Source organism: Eisenbergiella sp. OF01-20 (assembly GCF_003478085.1).
Taxonomy (GTDB): Bacteria; Bacillota; Clostridia; order Lachnospirales; family Lachnospiraceae; genus Eisenbergiella.
The window spans coordinates 374,565-392,075 of the sequence record NZ_QUES01000001.1 but is presented as its reverse complement, the minus strand read 5'-3'; the positions used below and the strand labels follow the sequence as shown (position 1 = coordinate 392,075).

Below are 17,511 nucleotides of genomic sequence, written 5' to 3'. Positions count from 1 at the left end.
ATAACTATTTGATTTTATCGGTTATGATCATCCTTTTGCTGATGATTGTAATCGACTTTTCAAATAAATCTTCATAGAGACCTATCAAATTTTTTCTTTGTTCCTTCGACAAAAGTTTGTAAAAGCTTCCCATCCAGCCCCGAAACATATTCTCTACATTTTCATACGTTATCTCCTCGTTTTTCACTTTGACGGCGAGTTTCTTGAGCTTTCTGCGCATCGTAGTAACCCGCTTCGGATTGATTCGCTTAATTACCTTTCCGGAATCTGTTAAACTGTATTTTATTTGCAGAAATTTGTACGTGCTGGAAATCTTCACAATTCGAGTTTTCTTCTTATTGATATGGATTCCATATTCTTCTGCAATTTGATGAATATGATCTAGCAGATCAAAGAGTTCTTCTTTACTCGGATTCATGATATACCAGTCATCCATGTATCTTCCATAAAACTTCTGGCTTCTTACATATTTGACGTAATTATCAATCCGATACGGATAATAAATCCCGATGACTTGTGATAGCTGGTCTCCAATATTAACCGACTTCTCCATCCACTTTTCGCCTGTCAGCTTTGACTCTGGAATGTTCCTATAATCTAACTTGTTGAAAGTGTCAGACATACATGTGGCATATTCCTCGTCCGTCATGTAAGAAACATCGATTTTAAATCCGTCAAAAATCTGGGTTAGCAACCAGTCAATGAATTCGTCATCATCGAACAGCTTTAACAATTCCCGTTTGGCAATTTCATGAATGATATTATCGTAAAACTTGGAAAAGTCTCCGAACAATATCCATCCTTCATTTCCATACAACCGATAGTATTTACGGAGATGAACTTCGAACCTGTCCCGCTGATGAGAGATACCTCTTCCTTTAATCGAAGCACAATTGTCATAGATAATATGCTTCTTCACTTCGGGAAGCAAGACTTCATCGCACAAAACATGCCGAATAATGCGATCCCGAATTTGAATACTTGTAATAGGTCTTACTCGGCCTCTCTCAAACAGCGTGAATTCCTGTGTCGGTCCATTTTGAAGAGTCCGATTCATCAGGTCGTCTTGAATGGAAAAGATATACCGAAGAAAATTCATCATGAATTTCTGCGTTGTTTCCTTCCACTTGCTGGTTTTGACAGAAACCTTGTAAGCTCTATACAAATTGTTGGCGTCACAGATAATCTCCTCATAGTTCATAAATCATTCACCGTGATAGCAATACTTACCGTAGTAAATTGCGTCCGGCTTTGCTATTTATCCATTCGGAAAGGACAATGTCTCCTTCTCTGTTGGTTAAGCAGAGAATCCGGACGAACTCCATTAGAGTTCGAAGCGTTGTTGTAGTTCGTATTGCCATTGTTGTTCACATTAGCGAAATTAGCCGAAGAAACGACGCATAATTAGACATTACCCTTTTAACTGTGACTTGATTCGGTTATCTCGTTGACGCCACTTCTTTATCAATCCGATTTCTCGGTCGATAGCTTTAACATAGCGACTGTAGAGATTAACGTCCACTTCGAATATCTCAACGATTCGTTGCAACTCTTTCAAAAGCTGCTCGCAGTTTACTATGGCTGTATTCTGATAATCTCTTCTTTGCTCATATTCGTGCAGCGTAGTCGGATAGATAGAATTAGCCGCTCGGACATTGCTAGTCAGCATAGAAGCCAACTGGTCAATTCGATTTTTATAATTCAGCATTAAATATCTATACCTTGAAAAATCTTCTGTTGCATCCTTTCCGTGAGCATATCTTACCCGAACAAGCTGATCCAAATCTTTCACTCCGAAACTACGCTGCATAAGGTCAATCAACATATCATGCAATTCAATGGAATATGTAATCGCTTCAAATTTGGATTCAGTCCGGTCACTCACAAGGACACTCATGCATAATCCTTGTCTGTGATCTCTTTGAATTCTTCTTCCGTAATCCAGTTCTTTTTCACTGCATTCCGAACCCGTACTTCATTCCACATACCCAAATTGTAGTAGCGTTTTACCTTGTCGTAATTCTTGCTATGTTCCATAACTGTTTCCTCCTTTTATAGTTCGATTTCAGACATCATGGCAACATATTCGATATCTGACTGCATTTTAACAAAGGCCAACTCTGTTTCTGGAACCTCCCGCAAGACAAACCAATACTTGTCATCGACCTTGGTAATCTGGACAAGTTCCATGTTCATGTGAACTTCATCCTTTTCTCCATCGTTGATTGTTACGATCGAACAATTTCCGTCAAAAACGGACTCATTGATTTCCGATGAAGATATAAAGTTATTACCGTTCAACCTCAAATTATCAAGAACAGTTTCATCGGACAGAGTAATCTTATAAATCTTATCCTCCATTTTGATTCACACCTTTCATTTAGATTTTTCTTTTTTATAGCACAGATTGTTGTCACCTGTGTACGGTTTTCGTAGGGGCACAGGGCCCCTGGATTTAGACTAACCAATAGCGAAGACCGGACGAACTCCATGAGAGTCCGAAGCGAGGTAGTAGTCCGCACCGCCAAGGCTGGCCACACGAGCGAAATAAGCCGAAGAAACGATATCTCTGAGCCAGAACGTTGCACGATTTGAGATCATATTCGGAACCACCGTAAACAAAGCAAGCTGCGTCTTTCCGATCGTATAACGGTTCACAACGACCGTACCATCTCCTGCCGGAGTAAAGACAAGGCTTCCGTACATCATAATTTCATTCGGAAGTTCCAGCGTAGAATCAAACCAAGCACCAGCCGAAGGATATCCATTCGAAACGGCGTTTGTCAGATATTCACGGTGGGTGAGAATCAAGTCACCAAAGGCACTCGCCGCCAACGTTTTCGCCTGCGCCAGATTCTTGGTGTACATTTTAGAACCAACATAGCCGCCGGTTGTGATGTTCGTCTCATTCATCTGTGTGTTGTAAAGAGGTTTATCCGGCATGATAACCAGATGGGGCGTGGTGAAAGCCGTATCGCCGCAATTATACCAGTAATCAAAATCTACGATTCTCCATGTATAGCTGCCGATAGACCAGTAATCTCCAAGGAAAAATCCTTTGAAGGTTCCGTTCTTGATATTTGCCTTCTGGTCGTCTGTAATAACGCTCCCCAGATTTTTTCCTCTGTAAATCATGCGGCGCTGCTCCTTCGGAACAAAAGCGTCCAGAATTGCAAAGAGTGCATCGTCCGCACCAATCGCTTTGTTCCCTGCTGCGGTGCCAATCAATAACTTATCATCCGCAGACAACGTATTGATTTGCGTAAGTTCCGACAGATTGACGCCGGAAATGAAATCCTGAGAACTGGTAAGCCCAATCAAGGATTTAATAAAATCAGTCACCATAATTGTTTTGGTTCCATTGTTACCATCAATCAAAACGATGTTGCTTTCATCTAGTGTCTGGACCTTCTGATAATCCGTAATTTTCATCTCGATATGTCCTCCTTTTACCTAATACAAAAAATAACGCGGCCATCAATTGGCTGTCCGTTGCTATCCAGAATTAAGGAGCTGGAATATGCACGCGCCACAATCGGGTCCACGTTACTATCAATGATAGTTCCTTCTGATGAATCGAGAAGATTATCGTAATTCTCGTATCCATTGTCATAAAGATTGTTGTATACGGTGAATTCCGTCCGAATCCCCTCTACAATTTCTTCAAGAATTGATGTCCTTTTTTGTAACTCTAATATCTGGTTTGCCAGATTTGCTTCTACATCCTCCGAAAGAGTATCCTTCAACTGCTGGAACCACTCATCAAACAATGCCTGAGCATTTTCTCTCCATGCAGCCATTTCAGATGTATTATTGTTTGTGTACTCGTTAAACCAGGTCGCCCATAACTGTTTCCAGTAAGCACTTGTTTCCTGCATATCTGCCGTTTGAGCAGCATACCAGTCGTTCCATTGTTTTTCCCATGCCAGATAAGATTTCTGGATTTCTTCCGTCTGGGCGTTGAACCATTTTGACCACTGGTCTTTCCAGAAAGCATTTGTCGCTTCCATATCAGATGTCTCTTTTTCATAAAATGCATCCCACTGGTCTTTCCACTGAGCAACCAAGGCGTCAATGGACATTTTCTCCAGTGGAGCTGTTACGAACGGACACTCCGATGTACCAACAGCATTGTTGATATTTGCCTGACGGATGGATGTAACTCCAGAATTTACCCGAATATAGGCTAATGGATACTGCCAACGGTCGGTCGTGCTAATCATTGTTGGTTTCGCTGGATTAGTAGCTGGCGTACCTTTGATGATTTTAATCGCATTTGCACGAACGGATTCACGAGCATCTACTTCCAAAACAACCGCATCAATCCGATTTAGAATCACTTCCGACTGTGGTACAGTCAAAGGAAGCAAGGCGTCATTCAACGTCCATGTATGATTAAACCAAGCTCGGCCAATTCCGACATTCACCATCATGCCAGAAGACTCTTTCACCATCATAGCAGTCCCAACATGCTGCAAAATGCCGTCACGTATGATCCCGTCAAAAATGCTTGACATTTGAATGGCATCGTATCTCCGATCTTTATTCTTTGAGTTATAGAACCCATAAGTGACACTCATTTTTCTTCACCCCTTTCCTGCTATTCTACGGTAACGAATGTCGGATACGAGTCGAGTCCTTCTTTGCTCTGAGAGCGAATGAATTCCGTTACCCGAGCTTTCCCCTCAATTCCGTATTCATTCACAATCTGTACCATATCGCCTAAGAAGAAATCCTCTCCATATCGGTACATCCTCGTTGATTCAACCTTTCCCTCAAAGGATTTGGTTGCGATGTTCTCAGCCAGATTCTCTAAACCTCTTTGAGAAAGCTGTGCATTATACTCAGTGTCCGTCAAGGTTTCATTATCCACGGTCGAAGAAACATCCCTAGCATCCGTATAAAGCTCCCTTCGATTCAAACCTGTTCCGGCACCAGATGCACAAGCCACGGTTGTAGTCCTCCGATCGGCTCCTTCCCCCTCTCCGGCAACCAAAGTAACTGTTTTCAAAGTCTTCTTTGATTCCAGATAATTGGTATTGATTACATTCTCAAATTTTGGAGAAAAGATGACATATGGATTCGTAAACTGGTCGTAAGAACGATCTGCGCCTGCATAGAGCTTAAAGACGAACTTGTTATCATCGGACAGCTTGATTCGGAAACCGACATTCTTGGAATCGCACAGCTTTTTAATGGCATCATACAGATTGTCTCCGGTAAACTGTGCATCTACCGTCAGTCCGGTAATCGCCGGGTCCGTGGATGCCTCGAATATCAGTCCTTCTACCTTTCGGGAAGCATCGGAAGGATTGATGATATTCTCATCCAGCAGCTTTTTGATTCCATTTTGAAAGTTTCCGCTCAGAATCGTTTGCTTCCAAATAATGCGGCGCTCCAGAATGGATTCCAATGACCTTCCAGTGACCGTAAAGTGGTTTCCGTTTTCGGCATCAGACTCAATCTTTCTGTCCTCGACAATCATGGTCTGGTCGGATTCTTTCAGCCAGAGATAGTAGTCGTCTTTCAGGATTTCAAGAACAGAATCGTTAATGCTTGTATATACCTCGAAATCTCCATAGGCAGAATACCGCTCCGTCCATATCAGAGACTCAAAGGTATCAAGCACAGAAAGCATTTTCAGAGAAGTGTCCAGAACAATCAATTCCATAACTATACCCCCTCAAACGCTGTTCTGTTTTCAATCTTAAACTGCACATTGGTCGTTCCTTCTTCCACCACATAAGCGAAAATATTATCGCCTTTGGATAGCTGAAACCAGTCAGAATCTTTATCAAGGCAGTTTAAAATATTGGTGTAGATACCGTTTCGAAGAAGCGTAATTGATTTATCCCCTTTAATGGTGGAGATAATGATTTCATCGCCGGCAACCATTCCAGAACCGGTTAGCTGCTTCAATTTATCAGTATCAATACGCATTACTTCTCTCGTCCCGGTATTGTAAATCGTGATGTTTCTCACATTTCCGATGGCATGGATGGTAATCACAACCCCGATCTCGGCATCACCGGAGTAATACACCGTCTGCTCAGTTTCATTCTTAATCTCGCCAAATTCAATCAAGGACTCGGTTAAAGATTCATTCGAAAAAGCGAACTCAAACAGAGGTTCCACTCCATAGAAGATAGTGGTATTAGTTCCATCCGGACCAGCAGAATAAAAATAAGGATCAGGACACACGATGGAAATCTGCGTCGTCTCATCGCTGCTGAAAATATCTGGTTCATTTGATTCCACATAACCGTAAGTCTCACAAATACGATTATCTGTCTCTATGAGAAGCGTTACTTTCTTCTTTATCGGAAAATATTTGTAAGAGTCATGTCTTGTGTCTTCGATCTGAGGATTAAACATCAGTTTCAGAGACATAACAATATTTCTGGAATTTACTCTTGCCGAGTTATACAGCGAGCCGTCATTCGTAGAGATTTCTGTCGTGTTAATATCTGCCTTGCTCGGTCCCAATCCACTGATAGATTGAACAGCGAACCCGGATTCATCCGGGAACGCTAATTCAAATCTTTTTGATTCGCCCAAATAATTAGTTACAGTTACTGCTCTAATCATGTGTTACCCACCAGCCCTTTCATCGCCGAAAATTGATTCTTTGTCTGCCGATAAATATCAATTCTCGACAGAGCCTTAGGCGAATAATTGTTTTGCGTGAATTGATAGGTATTTCCTGTAGGAGAACTTTCTCCATTTTGAACTTCTATCTCGGAAACTCGGTCATTCATCCCAGTGCTGACAGATAATGCCTGATTTCTGCTAAACAAAGCATTCAGCCTTCCAGTCCCTGCTTCCACAGCGGACAGGTCAAGAACCGGTCGAATGGTAGGCTGAACATCCATATCTGCGTCCACATAATCTGCAATTCTGGAAATGATGTCGTTCAGCCCGTCAATAGAAGATCTGGCAATTTCCCGTCCAGCCTTTCCAGCCTTGGAGACATTATCGATCAACGCATTTATGAAGCCGACTCCTGCAAAGTTACCAATTCCATAAAAGCGTTTGGAAGGAGAATGCTCGTCCAGTTCGTCTTCCGCTGCTTCAGCCGCTGCGGCTGCCATAGCTCTTGCTTTTGCTTCTGCTTTCCAGGTATTTTCACTGATACCATCGCAGAAACCATCGACCAAGTATGAGCCGGCAGATTTGAACTGGCTATAATAATCTTTGATGGCGGTTATGGAACCACTCAGCATCGTTGTAAAAGCGGTCCGGAGTTCACTATCCTTGCTTCTCACACCGGCGATAAATTTAACCATGCACTCTCTACCTGTCGAGGTAAATTCTGCATACTTATTTTTAATCACCGTAAGGCAAGCACTGATAATGGTTGTGAACGCCATCCTCGCACTACTGTCCTGCGATCTGATACCGGCAATCAGCTTCACCATTGTCTGGGTTCCGGTTGATGTGAATTCTCCGTACTTATTTCGTATCGCAGTCAAACAACCGCTAACGATATTGGTAAAGGTTGTTCTGGAAGGACTATCCTGAGATCGTACTCCGGCGATAAATTTAACCATAAGTGTGGAACCACTGGTTTGGAACTCGCCCTGCTTTCCGTTGATAGCTGTCAATACAGCCTGAACCAGCGTGGTGAATGTTGTTGTCAGTTCGGATTTCTTCGCATTTGCACCATTGATGAAAGACGACAGCATACTCGAAGCCGCAGCCGTTACTTTCGATTCTGCATTATTGAACGCATTGATAAATCCGGTTACGCCAGTTTCTCCAAGAGTTGTCAATGCAGAGCTGAAAGAAGTCATACCGCTTGTGTCCAGACCGACCATCCCATTTGCCATGCTTACAAGCCGGTTTGTCTGGGTAATCACTCCGGACAGCAACGTCGTATCAATACCGCTGATGCTGTTGTAATAATTACTGAAATGGGAACCGAACGATGCCATATCACTACCAAAACTGGCAAGTGTCATATCATCGGAGAACCATCCGCCTTCTTTTGGAAGACTTTTCTGAAGCTCAACAATGGATGTAGCAGCATTGGTTGTAGTGGTAACGATGTTCGCATCCACATCTTTCATATAGTCGGAATATTGTGCGAAGCTCTTACCAAAGGAAACCAAACTTGTGCCAAAGGCGGCAATATCATTGTCTCCTGTAAACCAGCTTACCAATCCACCCGTATTCGGTAACGTATTCGCCAACTCAACTACTGCTTTGCCAGCCGTTGCGGAATTTGTAACGGCCTCCACATCAATACCTGCAATTGCGTCAGAGTAGGATTTCATCGCTCTGCCAAATGGCACCAACTTCTCCCCGAACGTGTCCATGTCGTTCTCTCCTGTAAAGAAGCCCACGACACCGCCACTGTTGGGAACAGTATTTGCCAATTCGATTAACGCCTTTCCCGCCGTAGCGGATTCCACGATCACATTTGCATCCAGACCTTTTACAGCCTGTGAGAACAGCATCATTGCCTCGCCGAACGGTACAAGCTGCTCACCAAACGCATCCATGTCATTTTCACCGGCAAAGAAACCTACCACGCCTCCGGAATTCGGAATTGTGGTTGCCATTTCAGCCATGGCCTTTCCTGCGGTAGCAGCATTCGTTACGGTGTCAGCATCCAGTCCTCTTACGGCATTTGCAAATCCCATCATCGCCTCGCCAAACGGAATAAGCTGAGCTCCGAATGCGCTCATATCATTTTCGCCTGTGAAGAATCCGATAACCCCTCCAGAATTCGGAAGAGTTGCCGCCATCTCCGCAAGCGTCCTTCCGGCAGTAGCCGCATTTGCCACCAATTCCCCGTCCATACCGGCAATGGCAATGGAGAAATCCCGCATCGCTTCACCAAAGGGAACGAGTTGGGTAGCAAAATCGCTCAGGGAAGATCCCCCTGTAAGCCAGGAAGTCAATCCGTTCAGAATATCGGCTGCTGTCAGGATAAGGATGGTTTCCGCCAATGCTTTCACACCGTCCAGCATGGAAGGATTAAGCTGTGTAGCACCTTCGATAAATGGCTGCACATTCGTCATAAATGCAGAAAGGTCTGCGCCAATTTGAGGGAACTGACTGGAGACTCCAGACATGAAGCCGCCAACAATGCCACCGACAAATTTACCAATCGCAGTACCAATTCCCTGAAGAAGATTTCCGCCCTCACCGATAAGCCATTCCAACCCAGGAATCTGAGCCAGAGCGCCGACAGCCGCCAGAACCAATGCCAACTCCGCAATGACTGCACCCATTCCGAGAACACCAACCATAGCCCCAGGTACCAAGGAAGCAACAGCACTGAGAGCAAGCATAATTGCTGAGAGCAAACCAATTCCAGCGATTCCTTTGATGAGTACATTCACATCAATACCACTCAAGGCGTCGATTACCCCGTCAAAGAAAGCCATCAGTAACTCTACGCCAGCTTTAATCAATTCCGGTAGTTTCGTTGTGATAGCCTGAATAATCCCAATCAGAATATCGAATAACTGCTCCACGATGGTCGGTGTGTGTTCGACCAGAGCCGAAAGGACACTGTCGATCAGGACAAATAGCCCGTCCACAACTGCTGGTACAGCCGTAACCAAAGCATCGACTGCGGCAAGAACCAATACTGTAAATGCCTCGGCAATAGCTGGCCCGCCATTTGCGATTACTCCAGCAAGAGAAAGGATTCCTTCCCCGATAGATTCGAACAGCAACGGAATCAAACTGAGAATACTGGATACTGCCACTACTAGAGATGCTGCTCCCGCCGCTCCAGATACTGCCAAAGCAGAAAGTCCAGTGGAAAATGCGAGAATGCCAGCACCTGCGGCCAGACATCCTACTCCCAACACAGCAATGGCGGCCGAAAGTCCTAAAATAGCTGGGGTCAATGGCCCTAATGCCACTCCTGCGACACCGAGAACCGTGAAAGAACCTGCCAGTGCCACCAACCCTCTGGCGATGCTCTCCCAAGACATATTCCCCAATGACTTGAGAACCGGGGTAAATATCGCCAATGCAGCGGACACGGTAAGAACCGCTGCCGCACCCGGAAGTGCAGTTTTCATTGCGTTGAGTGCCACAACAAGAATGGTCATGGAACCTGCAAGGGTTACCAGTCCTCTGGCGATTTCATCCCAGGACATTCCGCCCATATTTCGGACTGCTTCGCCGATAATGAGTAATGCTGCACCGACCTCTACCATTCCAGTCGCTTTCGACACCATTCCTTTTGGAAGTAGATTCATCGCAACTGTCACGGCCGCCAGAGAACCGGCCATCGTGGTAAGACCTCGTCCAATCTCTCCCCAAGTCAGGTTCCCCATCTTTTTCACTGCTTCTCCAAACACGAGCATGGCTGCTCCAAGAATCGTCATCGCTGTAGCGGTGGAAACTACATGCTTCGCGTTAGCCGTAACTTTGGTGAATACCGCCAGTTCGGTAAGAACCACGGCAACCGCAGATAGTCCTTGAATCAGGTTTGAAGTGTCCAGATTTCCAAATGCCTTAACCGCATCCGCCAGAATATTGATGGACGCTGCAAGAAGAACCAATCCGGTTCCTTTCAGAACACCCATTCCATCCAAATCTGTAGCCTTCAGGAACAACGCCAGTTCTGTGCAAAGAACGCCGACTCCGATTAGACCTTTAGCCAAAGAGCCCACATCCAAAGCTCCTAAATCTTCAACTGCTCCTACAAGAACTCGAATCGCTGCCGCAAATACTACCAAACCGGCTGAACCTTTTATCAGCCCCTTCGATGTTTTGGAAAGCGCTGTTGCAGATGCTACCAGAATAGCGGATAACCCGGCAACGCCAACCAATCCTTTCAGAAGCTCATCCCAATCCAAACCGGATAATTTCTGAACTGCGCCTGCAAGAATAAGAACAGCGGTAGACATCCCAATCATCGCAATGGTCAACTGGCCCATTCCTTTGATTGCCGCTCCGTTCATTATCTTTTCAAAGATGGCCATTGAACCAAGCAGTTCGACGAACAGAACACTCAAAGCTCCCAAGGACGCATTCAGCTTTTCGGAATCAACCAGGGATAACGCCACAATCGCTGCGGTCAGGATTGCCATAGCGCCGGCAATCTTCAGAAGAGTGCCAGCTTTCAGACTTGACTGCCATGCTTCAAGACTCCCCTTAACTCCATCCAAAATATCTTTGAATGAACCAAGAATTCCGCCGCCGTTTTCGGTGATTTCCGATAGAGAGTCAATAAACTTTTTCACCCCGATTAGAATTGCAGAAAACAATCCGGTATTGATTAAATCCAAAATTGGGTCAAAACTTGCGGTATCAAATGCTGTGAGAATTGCTTCCCCAAGGTTTCCAAACGCATTTGCGACAATGGAACCCAGCTTCAATAAAACAGGCGCTGCCTTCTCGACAATCCCAATAATTCCTTCAAATGCCTTCTTTACCAACTCTCCTAATTTTACAAACGGTTCAAACCGAGTCTGTACCTTATCCGCAAAATTATCGAGACCACTGGTATCAACATTCGCAAACTCGCTGAACGCATCGGCAACTGTTTTTACAAAAGTCTTTATTCCATCCGCAATTGGTTTCAGGAAATTCCCGATTCCTTCGATAGCTTTGTTAAAGGCATCAGACGATTTAATAGCTTCATCAATACCAACAATGAAATCTCCAATGCTGGCCGTAAACCCGAGAATTCCATCTCCGGCCGGAGCCACATAACCAATCAGATCTGCAAATCCACCAACAAGCGCTTTGACACCTTGAAGTCCAATATCAAATAAAGCGAATACCCCTTTGAATGTTCTCTTCAGGTTATTCGCTGTTTCTTCGCCCATTTTGAATTTTTCGGTAAGTTCCTGTAATCCTACAGTGAGATTGTAAAGCTGTTCTCCGGTCATCGGCGGAAAGACTTCTCTAAACGCTTCTTTAACTGGCTTTATAATGCTTAAAACACCCTCGAAAGCATTCCTTACCGCTTCAATCAACGCAGTTCGTCCGCCAAGATCTTTCCAATCCTGCAACATCTTATTTCTCGCTTCGGCAGAAGCATTTACCATGTTGCCAAGGGCGTTGCTAACCTCAGTTAAAAGTTCTTTTGCCTCTTCGAAATCACCAATGATGATTTCCCAACTCTGAGTCCAACCAGACTGAACCGATTCTTTCAGGGTGTCCCATAACTGCGTGAATGTCTTTACCTTGGTAGCTGCATCCAATGCTGTCTGAGCCAGTTTTGTAATCTCTTTAGCTTGTTCTTCGGTATATCCCTGAGCGATAAGATCTGCTTCTGAGTAAGCTCCAGACAACTGTGTCAGAGTTTCGGTCAACACCTCTGTTGTCAGCCATCCACCTTCGGTCAGAGAAGCTCGGAATGAACCATACTGTTCAATCATCGCATCCATGTTGGTTCCGAAATGTTCTGCGGTTCGAGTTAAGGCGTCTTGAAATAGCTGACCGCCCATTCCCGCATTTACAACGGAATTCCAGTCTTGCAAACTAACCTTGCCCGCTGCAATCGCCTGCGAAAGCTGATACATAGCGGTACTGGCCTGATAAGCATTAGAACCCGAAGCTGCTGCTAAGTTGGCAATACCTTTGATTGATGTTACTGATTTATCCAAGTCAACACCGGCAGCCGTGAAAGTGCCAATGTTACGGGTCATTTCCGTAAAATTGTAAATCGTCTGATCAGCGTATTTGTTCAACTCATCAAGAGCAGCATTTACCTGGTCAATGGTTGTCCCCTTGCTCTGTGTATTAGCAAGAATGGTCTGAACTGCATTGATCTGTGTTTCATACTCCTGAAATCCAGTCTTAATTGGATCGATTGTCAGTGCAGAAACAATATTTTTACCAGCATTTAACGCTGAATTTGTGATGTTCGCCAGAGCCGTAACTGCCATGACTTCCAACGCCGAAAACCGCATCTTTACGGTTTCGACCGCATTGGAAAGCGGAGTCATATTGCAATTTTTTGCTGCGGCATTAACGTCATCCAATCCTTTGGAGGCACCTTTCAATTTTAAGCTTTTTTCGAGCTTTTCAATTGAAGATATACTGGTCTGAACATTCTGCTCAAACTGTTTGTTATCGAATCGCATTTCAACGACTCTTTCATCAATCGTCTTACTCATAGCTTAGTAACCTCCTTCCATGCGTTATTTGCAATTTTGTCAAAAATAGGCTGGATAGCAGGATTGATGTAATCTCGCCCCTGTACCCAGCCGCCGTTTCGAGTTCCGTGTCCATACTGCAAAATAACAGCGATTGGAACTCCATTTTGAACATTTGAATTATGAAATGAAATTGTAACTGAACCTTTCCGATTCTCAATTTCGTAATACCAGGAATTCGCCGTCTCCCCAGAATCCACTGGTGTTGCAGACGCAAGGGCGGCTACTCCCTCTTTACCAAACTTGTCCAGGTCTCCGATGTGAACCGCTTCTTTTGCTCTCTCCAGAAAGCGTGTCAACTTGGAGAAGTCACCCTTTTGTCTGAAACTTATCATCGTGCGTCCTCTTTAAATTCGAGTTGCGTAATCCAGTGAGATCCATCCTGCTCCGGATTTCAACTTACCCCATCCAGCATTAGAACCAGCACCGGTTTTAACCTCAACGATGGTGTAGACTCCTTTCGGACAGAAACCATTGGTTCCGTAATTCGTTCCGGGACCTTTACGGATATACAGATCGGAAATGTCCACCTGAACCAGAAAATTTCCAGAAGGCTTCTCTACTGATCCACCAGAATCAGAAGAAACTGCGCCTTTATAGGTACAGTAAGCTTCATGAACGCTGATCCATCCTGCACCGGATTTCAACCTGCCCCAGTAACCGTTCTGAATTTCAGTAATCGTGTAAGTACCTCGGTCAGTAATCATCCCATTGGTTCCGTAATTCGTCCCAGGGCCTTTGCGAATATTCAAATCACCGATGTTGACTTTGTAAAGTCCAGTTTTGTAGGTTTTCTGGACGCTGTCAGTCGTACTTCCGCCAAGCTGAGCAGTTACCCGATTCGCAAGATTCCCCAGCCTGGAATACAGCCAATCCCCAGGACAAGATTTGTTGGCAAACCACCGATGAACCGTAAGGATCATCTCGTTTGATTTGGGACTGTAGTTCAGAGATTTGTCCTTGTCGCCAAACCAAAGGAGTTTTGTCTTACCATTTCTCCGGCAGATGTCAACACACAGAGCAACCAGCTTTTCATATACTGCATCAGTCATGGCATACGGATGAGTCATATCACTGGCACATTCAATTGTCACAGCACGCTGATCATTCGCATTGCTGGAAGAACACCAGCTTCTGTTTGCTTCATCCACGCAAAGAACCACACGTCCGTCACTACCAATTCCATAGTTGCAAGAAGCCTGTACGTTACTACTGTCAAAGCAGCCCCCAATAGATTCCGCTGAAAGCTGACCGACCACACAATGCGGAGTGATCCGGTCGATTGAATGCGTTCTGGCTCCACTATGGTTTGGACTTTTTACCGTACAATTAACCAAGCTGCTGTTACTCATAGTAATCACCCTTTCGTATTCCATTTCTTTTTACGGGCCGCATTTAGTGCCGCATTCCGTTTCATAATTTCTCTGCGGCTATGTTTCTTCGGCGGCCTGCTCTTCACATCGCATACTCTTATCAAAGTAAACAGTTTATTGAGATGCCATTTCTGACATTCAAATGGAATGTTTAAAGCTATCATCCAGTAATAAACGAGTTCTGCCGTAATCTGCTCTCTGCTTCCCTGCGTTTTTTTTTCCTCGAAAAACCGGGTGGCAGTCATAGGAAGAGCAATATACCGATTGACCTCATTGATATTGCTGTTTGTCAGATAGTTATAAACTTCCGGGTTCACGTTCTGTGTAAGAGTCATACATTTTACATAATCGATGGTTTCTTCCAAAGTTTTTTCCTGCTTCGTCAGAAACGGCTTATTCCATCTCGATTCCCATTTTGAAAGAGAAACAAGAGAATGCTCCAATTGCAAGGTCTGAGCCTTTGTGTAAACAAACTCTTGCTTCACCTCATCCCAGAATTCCGTGGATGGTATTGTGATTCGGAGCATCTCTCACCTCTCCTTTAATTCTGAGTGTTTGCTGCAATTGCAGGAGCTGTGGCAGAATTGCCGATGTTCATCACCGCATTCACAAAGTCTGCTGCTGTCTTGTCATTCGTAACCAGTTCCTCAAAGAGAATCTCATAAGCAGGAGATTCCATAAAGGATCTGGAAATCTCCTCAGACTTCATAAAGCGACGGCCATCTTCACTCTTGACACCGTAAGCTTTCTTAATGAGATCTTCAAAGAATTCCATAATCTGGCCGCCATCAGCGCCGGCACCAATACTTTTGAGCTGTACATCATAGCCGCCCTTCACGCTTGTCTGCATCTTGACAATTTCCGGCTTTGACAGATGGAAATAGAAATCCTCTTTTCTTTCGACACCGTTCAGATCGATATAGGGAATGGTTTTCTTCAGCATAATTTTTCTCCTTTCAAATAAAAAGAAACCCCGCACATTGAATACGAGGCTTCCTATACGTTATTCTGTTTCCAAGGTAAGCCCAGAAAGACCATAAGTCTTCGTGATGCTTTCCTCGTTGTGTGTGGTAGTCACCTTAATGCTCTGAGTATCCTTATTCTTGATAAGGAGTACGATGTTCATGTCGTCATCTAGCGCAACCGGTCCCTTAGTACCGCCTACGAGCTCAACAACCGTCTCTGCTTCAGCCGGCTCAGCCTCAATCTTGAGAGCCAGGTAATTTCCTTCCTGCTCAGAAGTATTACTACTGAAATCAACATAACCATTGACATACTTCAGAGTGCCTGTCACTTCATCATCAGCAACAACCACATCACTCTGCAATTCATTCACTGCTTTTCCAAATAAAACAGCCTCTCCGTCTTCAGGCTTAACAGAAAGGCTCATTAAGGGAGGTCTTCAGCAGCCAGAAGTTCAATCACTTCATCAGGAAACGGCAGTCTGGGATCAACGCCATCGTTACCCTCTGGAGTAGTCGGGTCTTTACCATACAGGATTTCTTCCAGAGCTGCCAGCTTCTTCGCATCAATCTTAGTAGAATCCAGTGTAAGGATTGCGGTGGGTTTCAGCTTCTTACCATCGATTATCTTCGCAATCTCCGCCGGAGTCGTGCTGAATTCCCAGGACAGAGCGATTGCCTCCGGGCTGTCATTCACAGTGGTATAGCCTTTCTCAGAAACAGAGGCAAGGCAATTATAAACAAGATGCAGCTTATAACCATAGTCATTGGAATCTACATCATTGCCAAGAATGGTGCGATAAGAAAGTCCAAACTGCTTCCTGCTCTGCTGTCCTGCAAAGACACCAGGAGCGACTTCGACGGAACCGTCACACTCCGCAAATTCATCCGGAGAAGTATAAGCCTCAATCGTTCCGCCGAAATCCTCTGCGGACATCAGGTTCAAATACTTGATGTTATCCGCATAGATCGGGGAAGGCTCTGCCCCGGAAGGACTCTCTGTCACCGCGCTCAGACCGTTCCAAGCAACGCCTTTGTTATACTGTCCACCCGTCTGAATCGGGTAGAGAACACCATGATCAACACCAGTTTCGTAGAGGCGTTCCCCAACTTTATCCCAAATAAGCTTACTCATTGAATTATTCCTCCAATCTTAGAAATACACATTAAAAATGTAGTGATTCAGGTTATCTTTTTTGAAATGCCGGTCAAACCGGCTCATCGGTAAATTCGTTACTTTCCGCACCAAGGATGTATCCGGATCTTTATCAATAACGGTAACGGCATATCTTCGATTAGATAAATATACCCCGTCGTTTGCATATGTCTTGTCTATATCATCAAGGCTATATACAATGGCGGGGTAATTCATCTTAATAGATTCCGGAGGCTGAAAATAACATCGGCACTGTTCGCCTTCTATCGGGCAAGATAAAATCTCGCACAGTAGATTGTGGAATGCGAGTCGTCGATCAGTCATTATATACACCTCCTACCGTCAGAATCAGACGCGGATACTGTACTTCAACGCTGGAAATCTTCCACTTCTCTCCCATGAACTCGACATACCGCATTGCGTGAAAATTCTGATAAGCAAAAGGATCGGCCACAATGCTGATCTCATTGGAAATGTTGATATCGTCATTGAGTTTATCGGAAGTCTGATACCGACTGGTATTCCGAATCAAATCGCCGAAATACTCTCGCTCAGTAATTTCCCCATCCCAAACCCCCGGACGAACATCCTTTGATACTGCATAACCGATTTTCCCAAAAAACTTTGCCATTTTGAATTTTCTCCTTTACTCTGTCTCCAAAATCAATCTGGTAAGTCCATATGTCTTCGTAGCGGAATCTTTCCCATCGTCTACCGTCACCTTAATGCTCTGAGTATCCTTATTCTTAATAAGGAGTACGATGTTCATGTCGTCATCGAGCGTAACCGGTCCTTTCGTGCCGCCTACGAGTTCGATGGTCACAACCGCATCTTCCGAATCAGCGTCCACTTTCAAAGCAAGATAGTTTCCTTCCTGCTCAGAG

Annotated in this window: 17 protein-coding genes; all 17 read right to left on the bottom strand. The window is 44.6% G+C overall.

The window, feature by feature from the left end; all coding sequences use genetic code 11:
- Positions 1-4: 4 nt before the first annotated feature.
- Positions 5-1,201, bottom strand: coding sequence for a reverse transcriptase domain-containing protein (locus DXA36_RS01965; RefSeq protein WP_054346262.1), 1,197 nt, complete (start codon positions 1,199-1,201; stop codon positions 5-7).
- A gap of 210 nt (positions 1,202-1,411) precedes the next feature.
- Positions 1,412-1,885: a hypothetical protein gene (locus tag DXA36_RS01960; protein WP_227072432.1), complete on the bottom strand. Its 474-nt coding sequence runs from the start codon at positions 1,883-1,885 to the stop codon at positions 1,412-1,414.
- A gap of 8 nt (positions 1,886-1,893) precedes the next feature.
- Positions 1,894-2,037: an XkdX family protein gene (locus tag DXA36_RS01955; RefSeq protein ID WP_007868693.1), complete on the bottom strand. Its 144-nt coding sequence runs from the start codon at positions 2,035-2,037 to the stop codon at positions 1,894-1,896.
- Positions 2,038-2,052: 15 nt separating this feature from the next.
- Entirely contained in the window at positions 2,053-2,361 is a 309-nt protein-coding gene (locus tag DXA36_RS01950; RefSeq protein WP_054346260.1) for a hypothetical protein, read from the bottom strand.
- 99 nt (positions 2,362-2,460) lie between these two features.
- Positions 2,461-3,432 carry a hypothetical protein gene (locus DXA36_RS01945; RefSeq protein WP_118675913.1) on the bottom strand — a complete coding sequence of 324 codons (972 nt, stop codon included), beginning with the start codon at positions 3,430-3,432 and terminating at the stop codon, positions 2,461-2,463.
- Between the two features lie 17 nt (positions 3,433-3,449).
- A complete protein-coding gene (locus DXA36_RS01940) occupies positions 3,450-4,580 on the bottom strand; it encodes a hypothetical protein (protein WP_118020363.1) in 1,131 nt (376 codons plus the stop codon).
- Positions 4,581-4,600: 20 nt separating this feature from the next.
- Positions 4,601-5,671 (bottom strand): siphovirus ReqiPepy6 Gp37-like family protein, encoded by a 1,071-nt coding sequence (locus DXA36_RS01935; protein WP_054346258.1) that lies wholly within the window; start codon positions 5,669-5,671, stop codon positions 4,601-4,603.
- A gap of 2 nt (positions 5,672-5,673) precedes the next feature.
- Positions 5,674-6,588 (bottom strand): phage distal tail protein, encoded by a 915-nt coding sequence (locus DXA36_RS01930; protein ID WP_054346257.1) that lies wholly within the window; start codon positions 6,586-6,588, stop codon positions 5,674-5,676.
- Positions 6,585-13,097, bottom strand: coding sequence for a tape measure protein (locus DXA36_RS01925; protein WP_118675912.1), 6,513 nt, complete (start codon positions 13,095-13,097; stop codon positions 6,585-6,587). The genes DXA36_RS01930 and DXA36_RS01925 overlap by 4 nt, the downstream gene beginning before the upstream one ends.
- Positions 13,094-13,471, bottom strand: coding sequence for an HK97 gp10 family phage protein (locus DXA36_RS01920; RefSeq protein WP_024738748.1), 378 nt, complete (start codon positions 13,469-13,471; stop codon positions 13,094-13,096). Before DXA36_RS01920 ends, DXA36_RS01925 begins: the two co-directional genes overlap by 4 nt.
- Before the next feature lie 12 nt (positions 13,472-13,483).
- Complete coding sequence (locus DXA36_RS01915) at positions 13,484-14,488, bottom strand: N-acetylmuramoyl-L-alanine amidase (RefSeq protein ID WP_118020359.1); 1,005 nt, start codon at positions 14,486-14,488, stop codon at positions 13,484-13,486.
- A gap of 5 nt (positions 14,489-14,493) precedes the next feature.
- Entirely contained in the window at positions 14,494-15,036 is a 543-nt protein-coding gene (locus tag DXA36_RS01910) for a hypothetical protein (protein ID WP_006780990.1), read from the bottom strand.
- A 14-nt stretch (positions 15,037-15,050) separates the two neighbouring features.
- Positions 15,051-15,452 (bottom strand): hypothetical protein, encoded by a 402-nt coding sequence (locus tag DXA36_RS01905; protein WP_006780991.1) that lies wholly within the window; start codon positions 15,450-15,452, stop codon positions 15,051-15,053.
- 60 nt (positions 15,453-15,512) lie between these two features.
- Positions 15,513-15,899, bottom strand: a complete 387-nt coding sequence (locus DXA36_RS32840) for a hypothetical protein (protein ID WP_182478873.1) — start codon at positions 15,897-15,899, stop codon at positions 15,513-15,515.
- The gene (locus tag DXA36_RS01895; RefSeq protein WP_007868716.1) at positions 15,899-16,606 is read right to left on the bottom strand and encodes a hypothetical protein; all 708 of its coding nucleotides are present in this window, start codon (positions 16,604-16,606) and stop codon (positions 15,899-15,901) included. The genes DXA36_RS32840 and DXA36_RS01895 overlap by 1 nt, the downstream gene beginning before the upstream one ends.
- Positions 16,607-16,943: 337 nt before the next feature.
- Positions 16,944-17,258 (bottom strand): DUF7253 family protein, encoded by a 315-nt coding sequence (locus tag DXA36_RS01885; protein WP_118020357.1) that lies wholly within the window; start codon positions 17,256-17,258, stop codon positions 16,944-16,946.
- Between the two features lie 15 nt (positions 17,259-17,273).
- Complete coding sequence (locus DXA36_RS01880) at positions 17,274-17,477, bottom strand: hypothetical protein (protein ID WP_243114559.1); 204 nt, start codon at positions 17,475-17,477, stop codon at positions 17,274-17,276.
- Positions 17,478-17,511 lie beyond the last annotated feature (34 nt).

Bases quoted from the DNA above. Each gene is read 5' to 3' on its own strand.
- DXA36_RS01965 (WP_054346262.1), bottom strand. From the start codon at position 1,201: ATGAACTATGAGGAGATTATCTGTGACGCCAACAATTTGTATAGAGCT.
- DXA36_RS01955 (WP_007868693.1), bottom strand. From the start codon at position 2,037: ATGGAACATAGCAAGAATTACGACAAGGTAAAACGCTACTACAATTTG.
- DXA36_RS01950 (WP_054346260.1), bottom strand. From the start codon at position 2,361: ATGGAGGATAAGATTTATAAGATTACTCTGTCCGATGAAACTGTTCTT.
- DXA36_RS01945 (WP_118675913.1), bottom strand. From the start codon at position 3,432: ATGAAAATTACGGATTATCAGAAGGTCCAGACACTAGATGAAAGCAAC.
- DXA36_RS01940 (WP_118020363.1), bottom strand. From the start codon at position 4,580: ATGAGTGTCACTTATGGGTTCTATAACTCAAAGAATAAAGATCGGAGA.
- DXA36_RS01935 (WP_054346258.1), bottom strand. From the start codon at position 5,671: ATGGAATTGATTGTTCTGGACACTTCTCTGAAAATGCTTTCTGTGCTT.
- DXA36_RS01930 (WP_054346257.1), bottom strand. From the start codon at position 6,588: ATGATTAGAGCAGTAACTGTAACTAATTATTTGGGCGAATCAAAAAGA.
- DXA36_RS01925 (WP_118675912.1), bottom strand. From the start codon at position 13,097: ATGAGTAAGACGATTGATGAAAGAGTCGTTGAAATGCGATTCGATAAC.
- DXA36_RS01920 (WP_024738748.1), bottom strand. From the start codon at position 13,471: ATGATAAGTTTCAGACAAAAGGGTGACTTCTCCAAGTTGACACGCTTT.
- DXA36_RS01915 (WP_118020359.1), bottom strand. From the start codon at position 14,488: ATGAGTAACAGCAGCTTGGTTAATTGTACGGTAAAAAGTCCAAACCAT.
- DXA36_RS01910 (WP_006780990.1), bottom strand. From the start codon at position 15,036: ATGCTCCGAATCACAATACCATCCACGGAATTCTGGGATGAGGTGAAG.
- DXA36_RS01905 (WP_006780991.1), bottom strand. From the start codon at position 15,452: ATGCTGAAGAAAACCATTCCCTATATCGATCTGAACGGTGTCGAAAGA.
- DXA36_RS32840 (WP_182478873.1), bottom strand. From the start codon at position 15,899: ATGAGCCTTTCTGTTAAGCCTGAAGACGGAGAGGCTGTTTTATTTGGA.
- DXA36_RS01895 (WP_007868716.1), bottom strand. From the start codon at position 16,606: ATGAGTAAGCTTATTTGGGATAAAGTTGGGGAACGCCTCTACGAAACT.
- DXA36_RS01885 (WP_118020357.1), bottom strand. From the start codon at position 17,258: ATGGCAAAGTTTTTTGGGAAAATCGGTTATGCAGTATCAAAGGATGTT.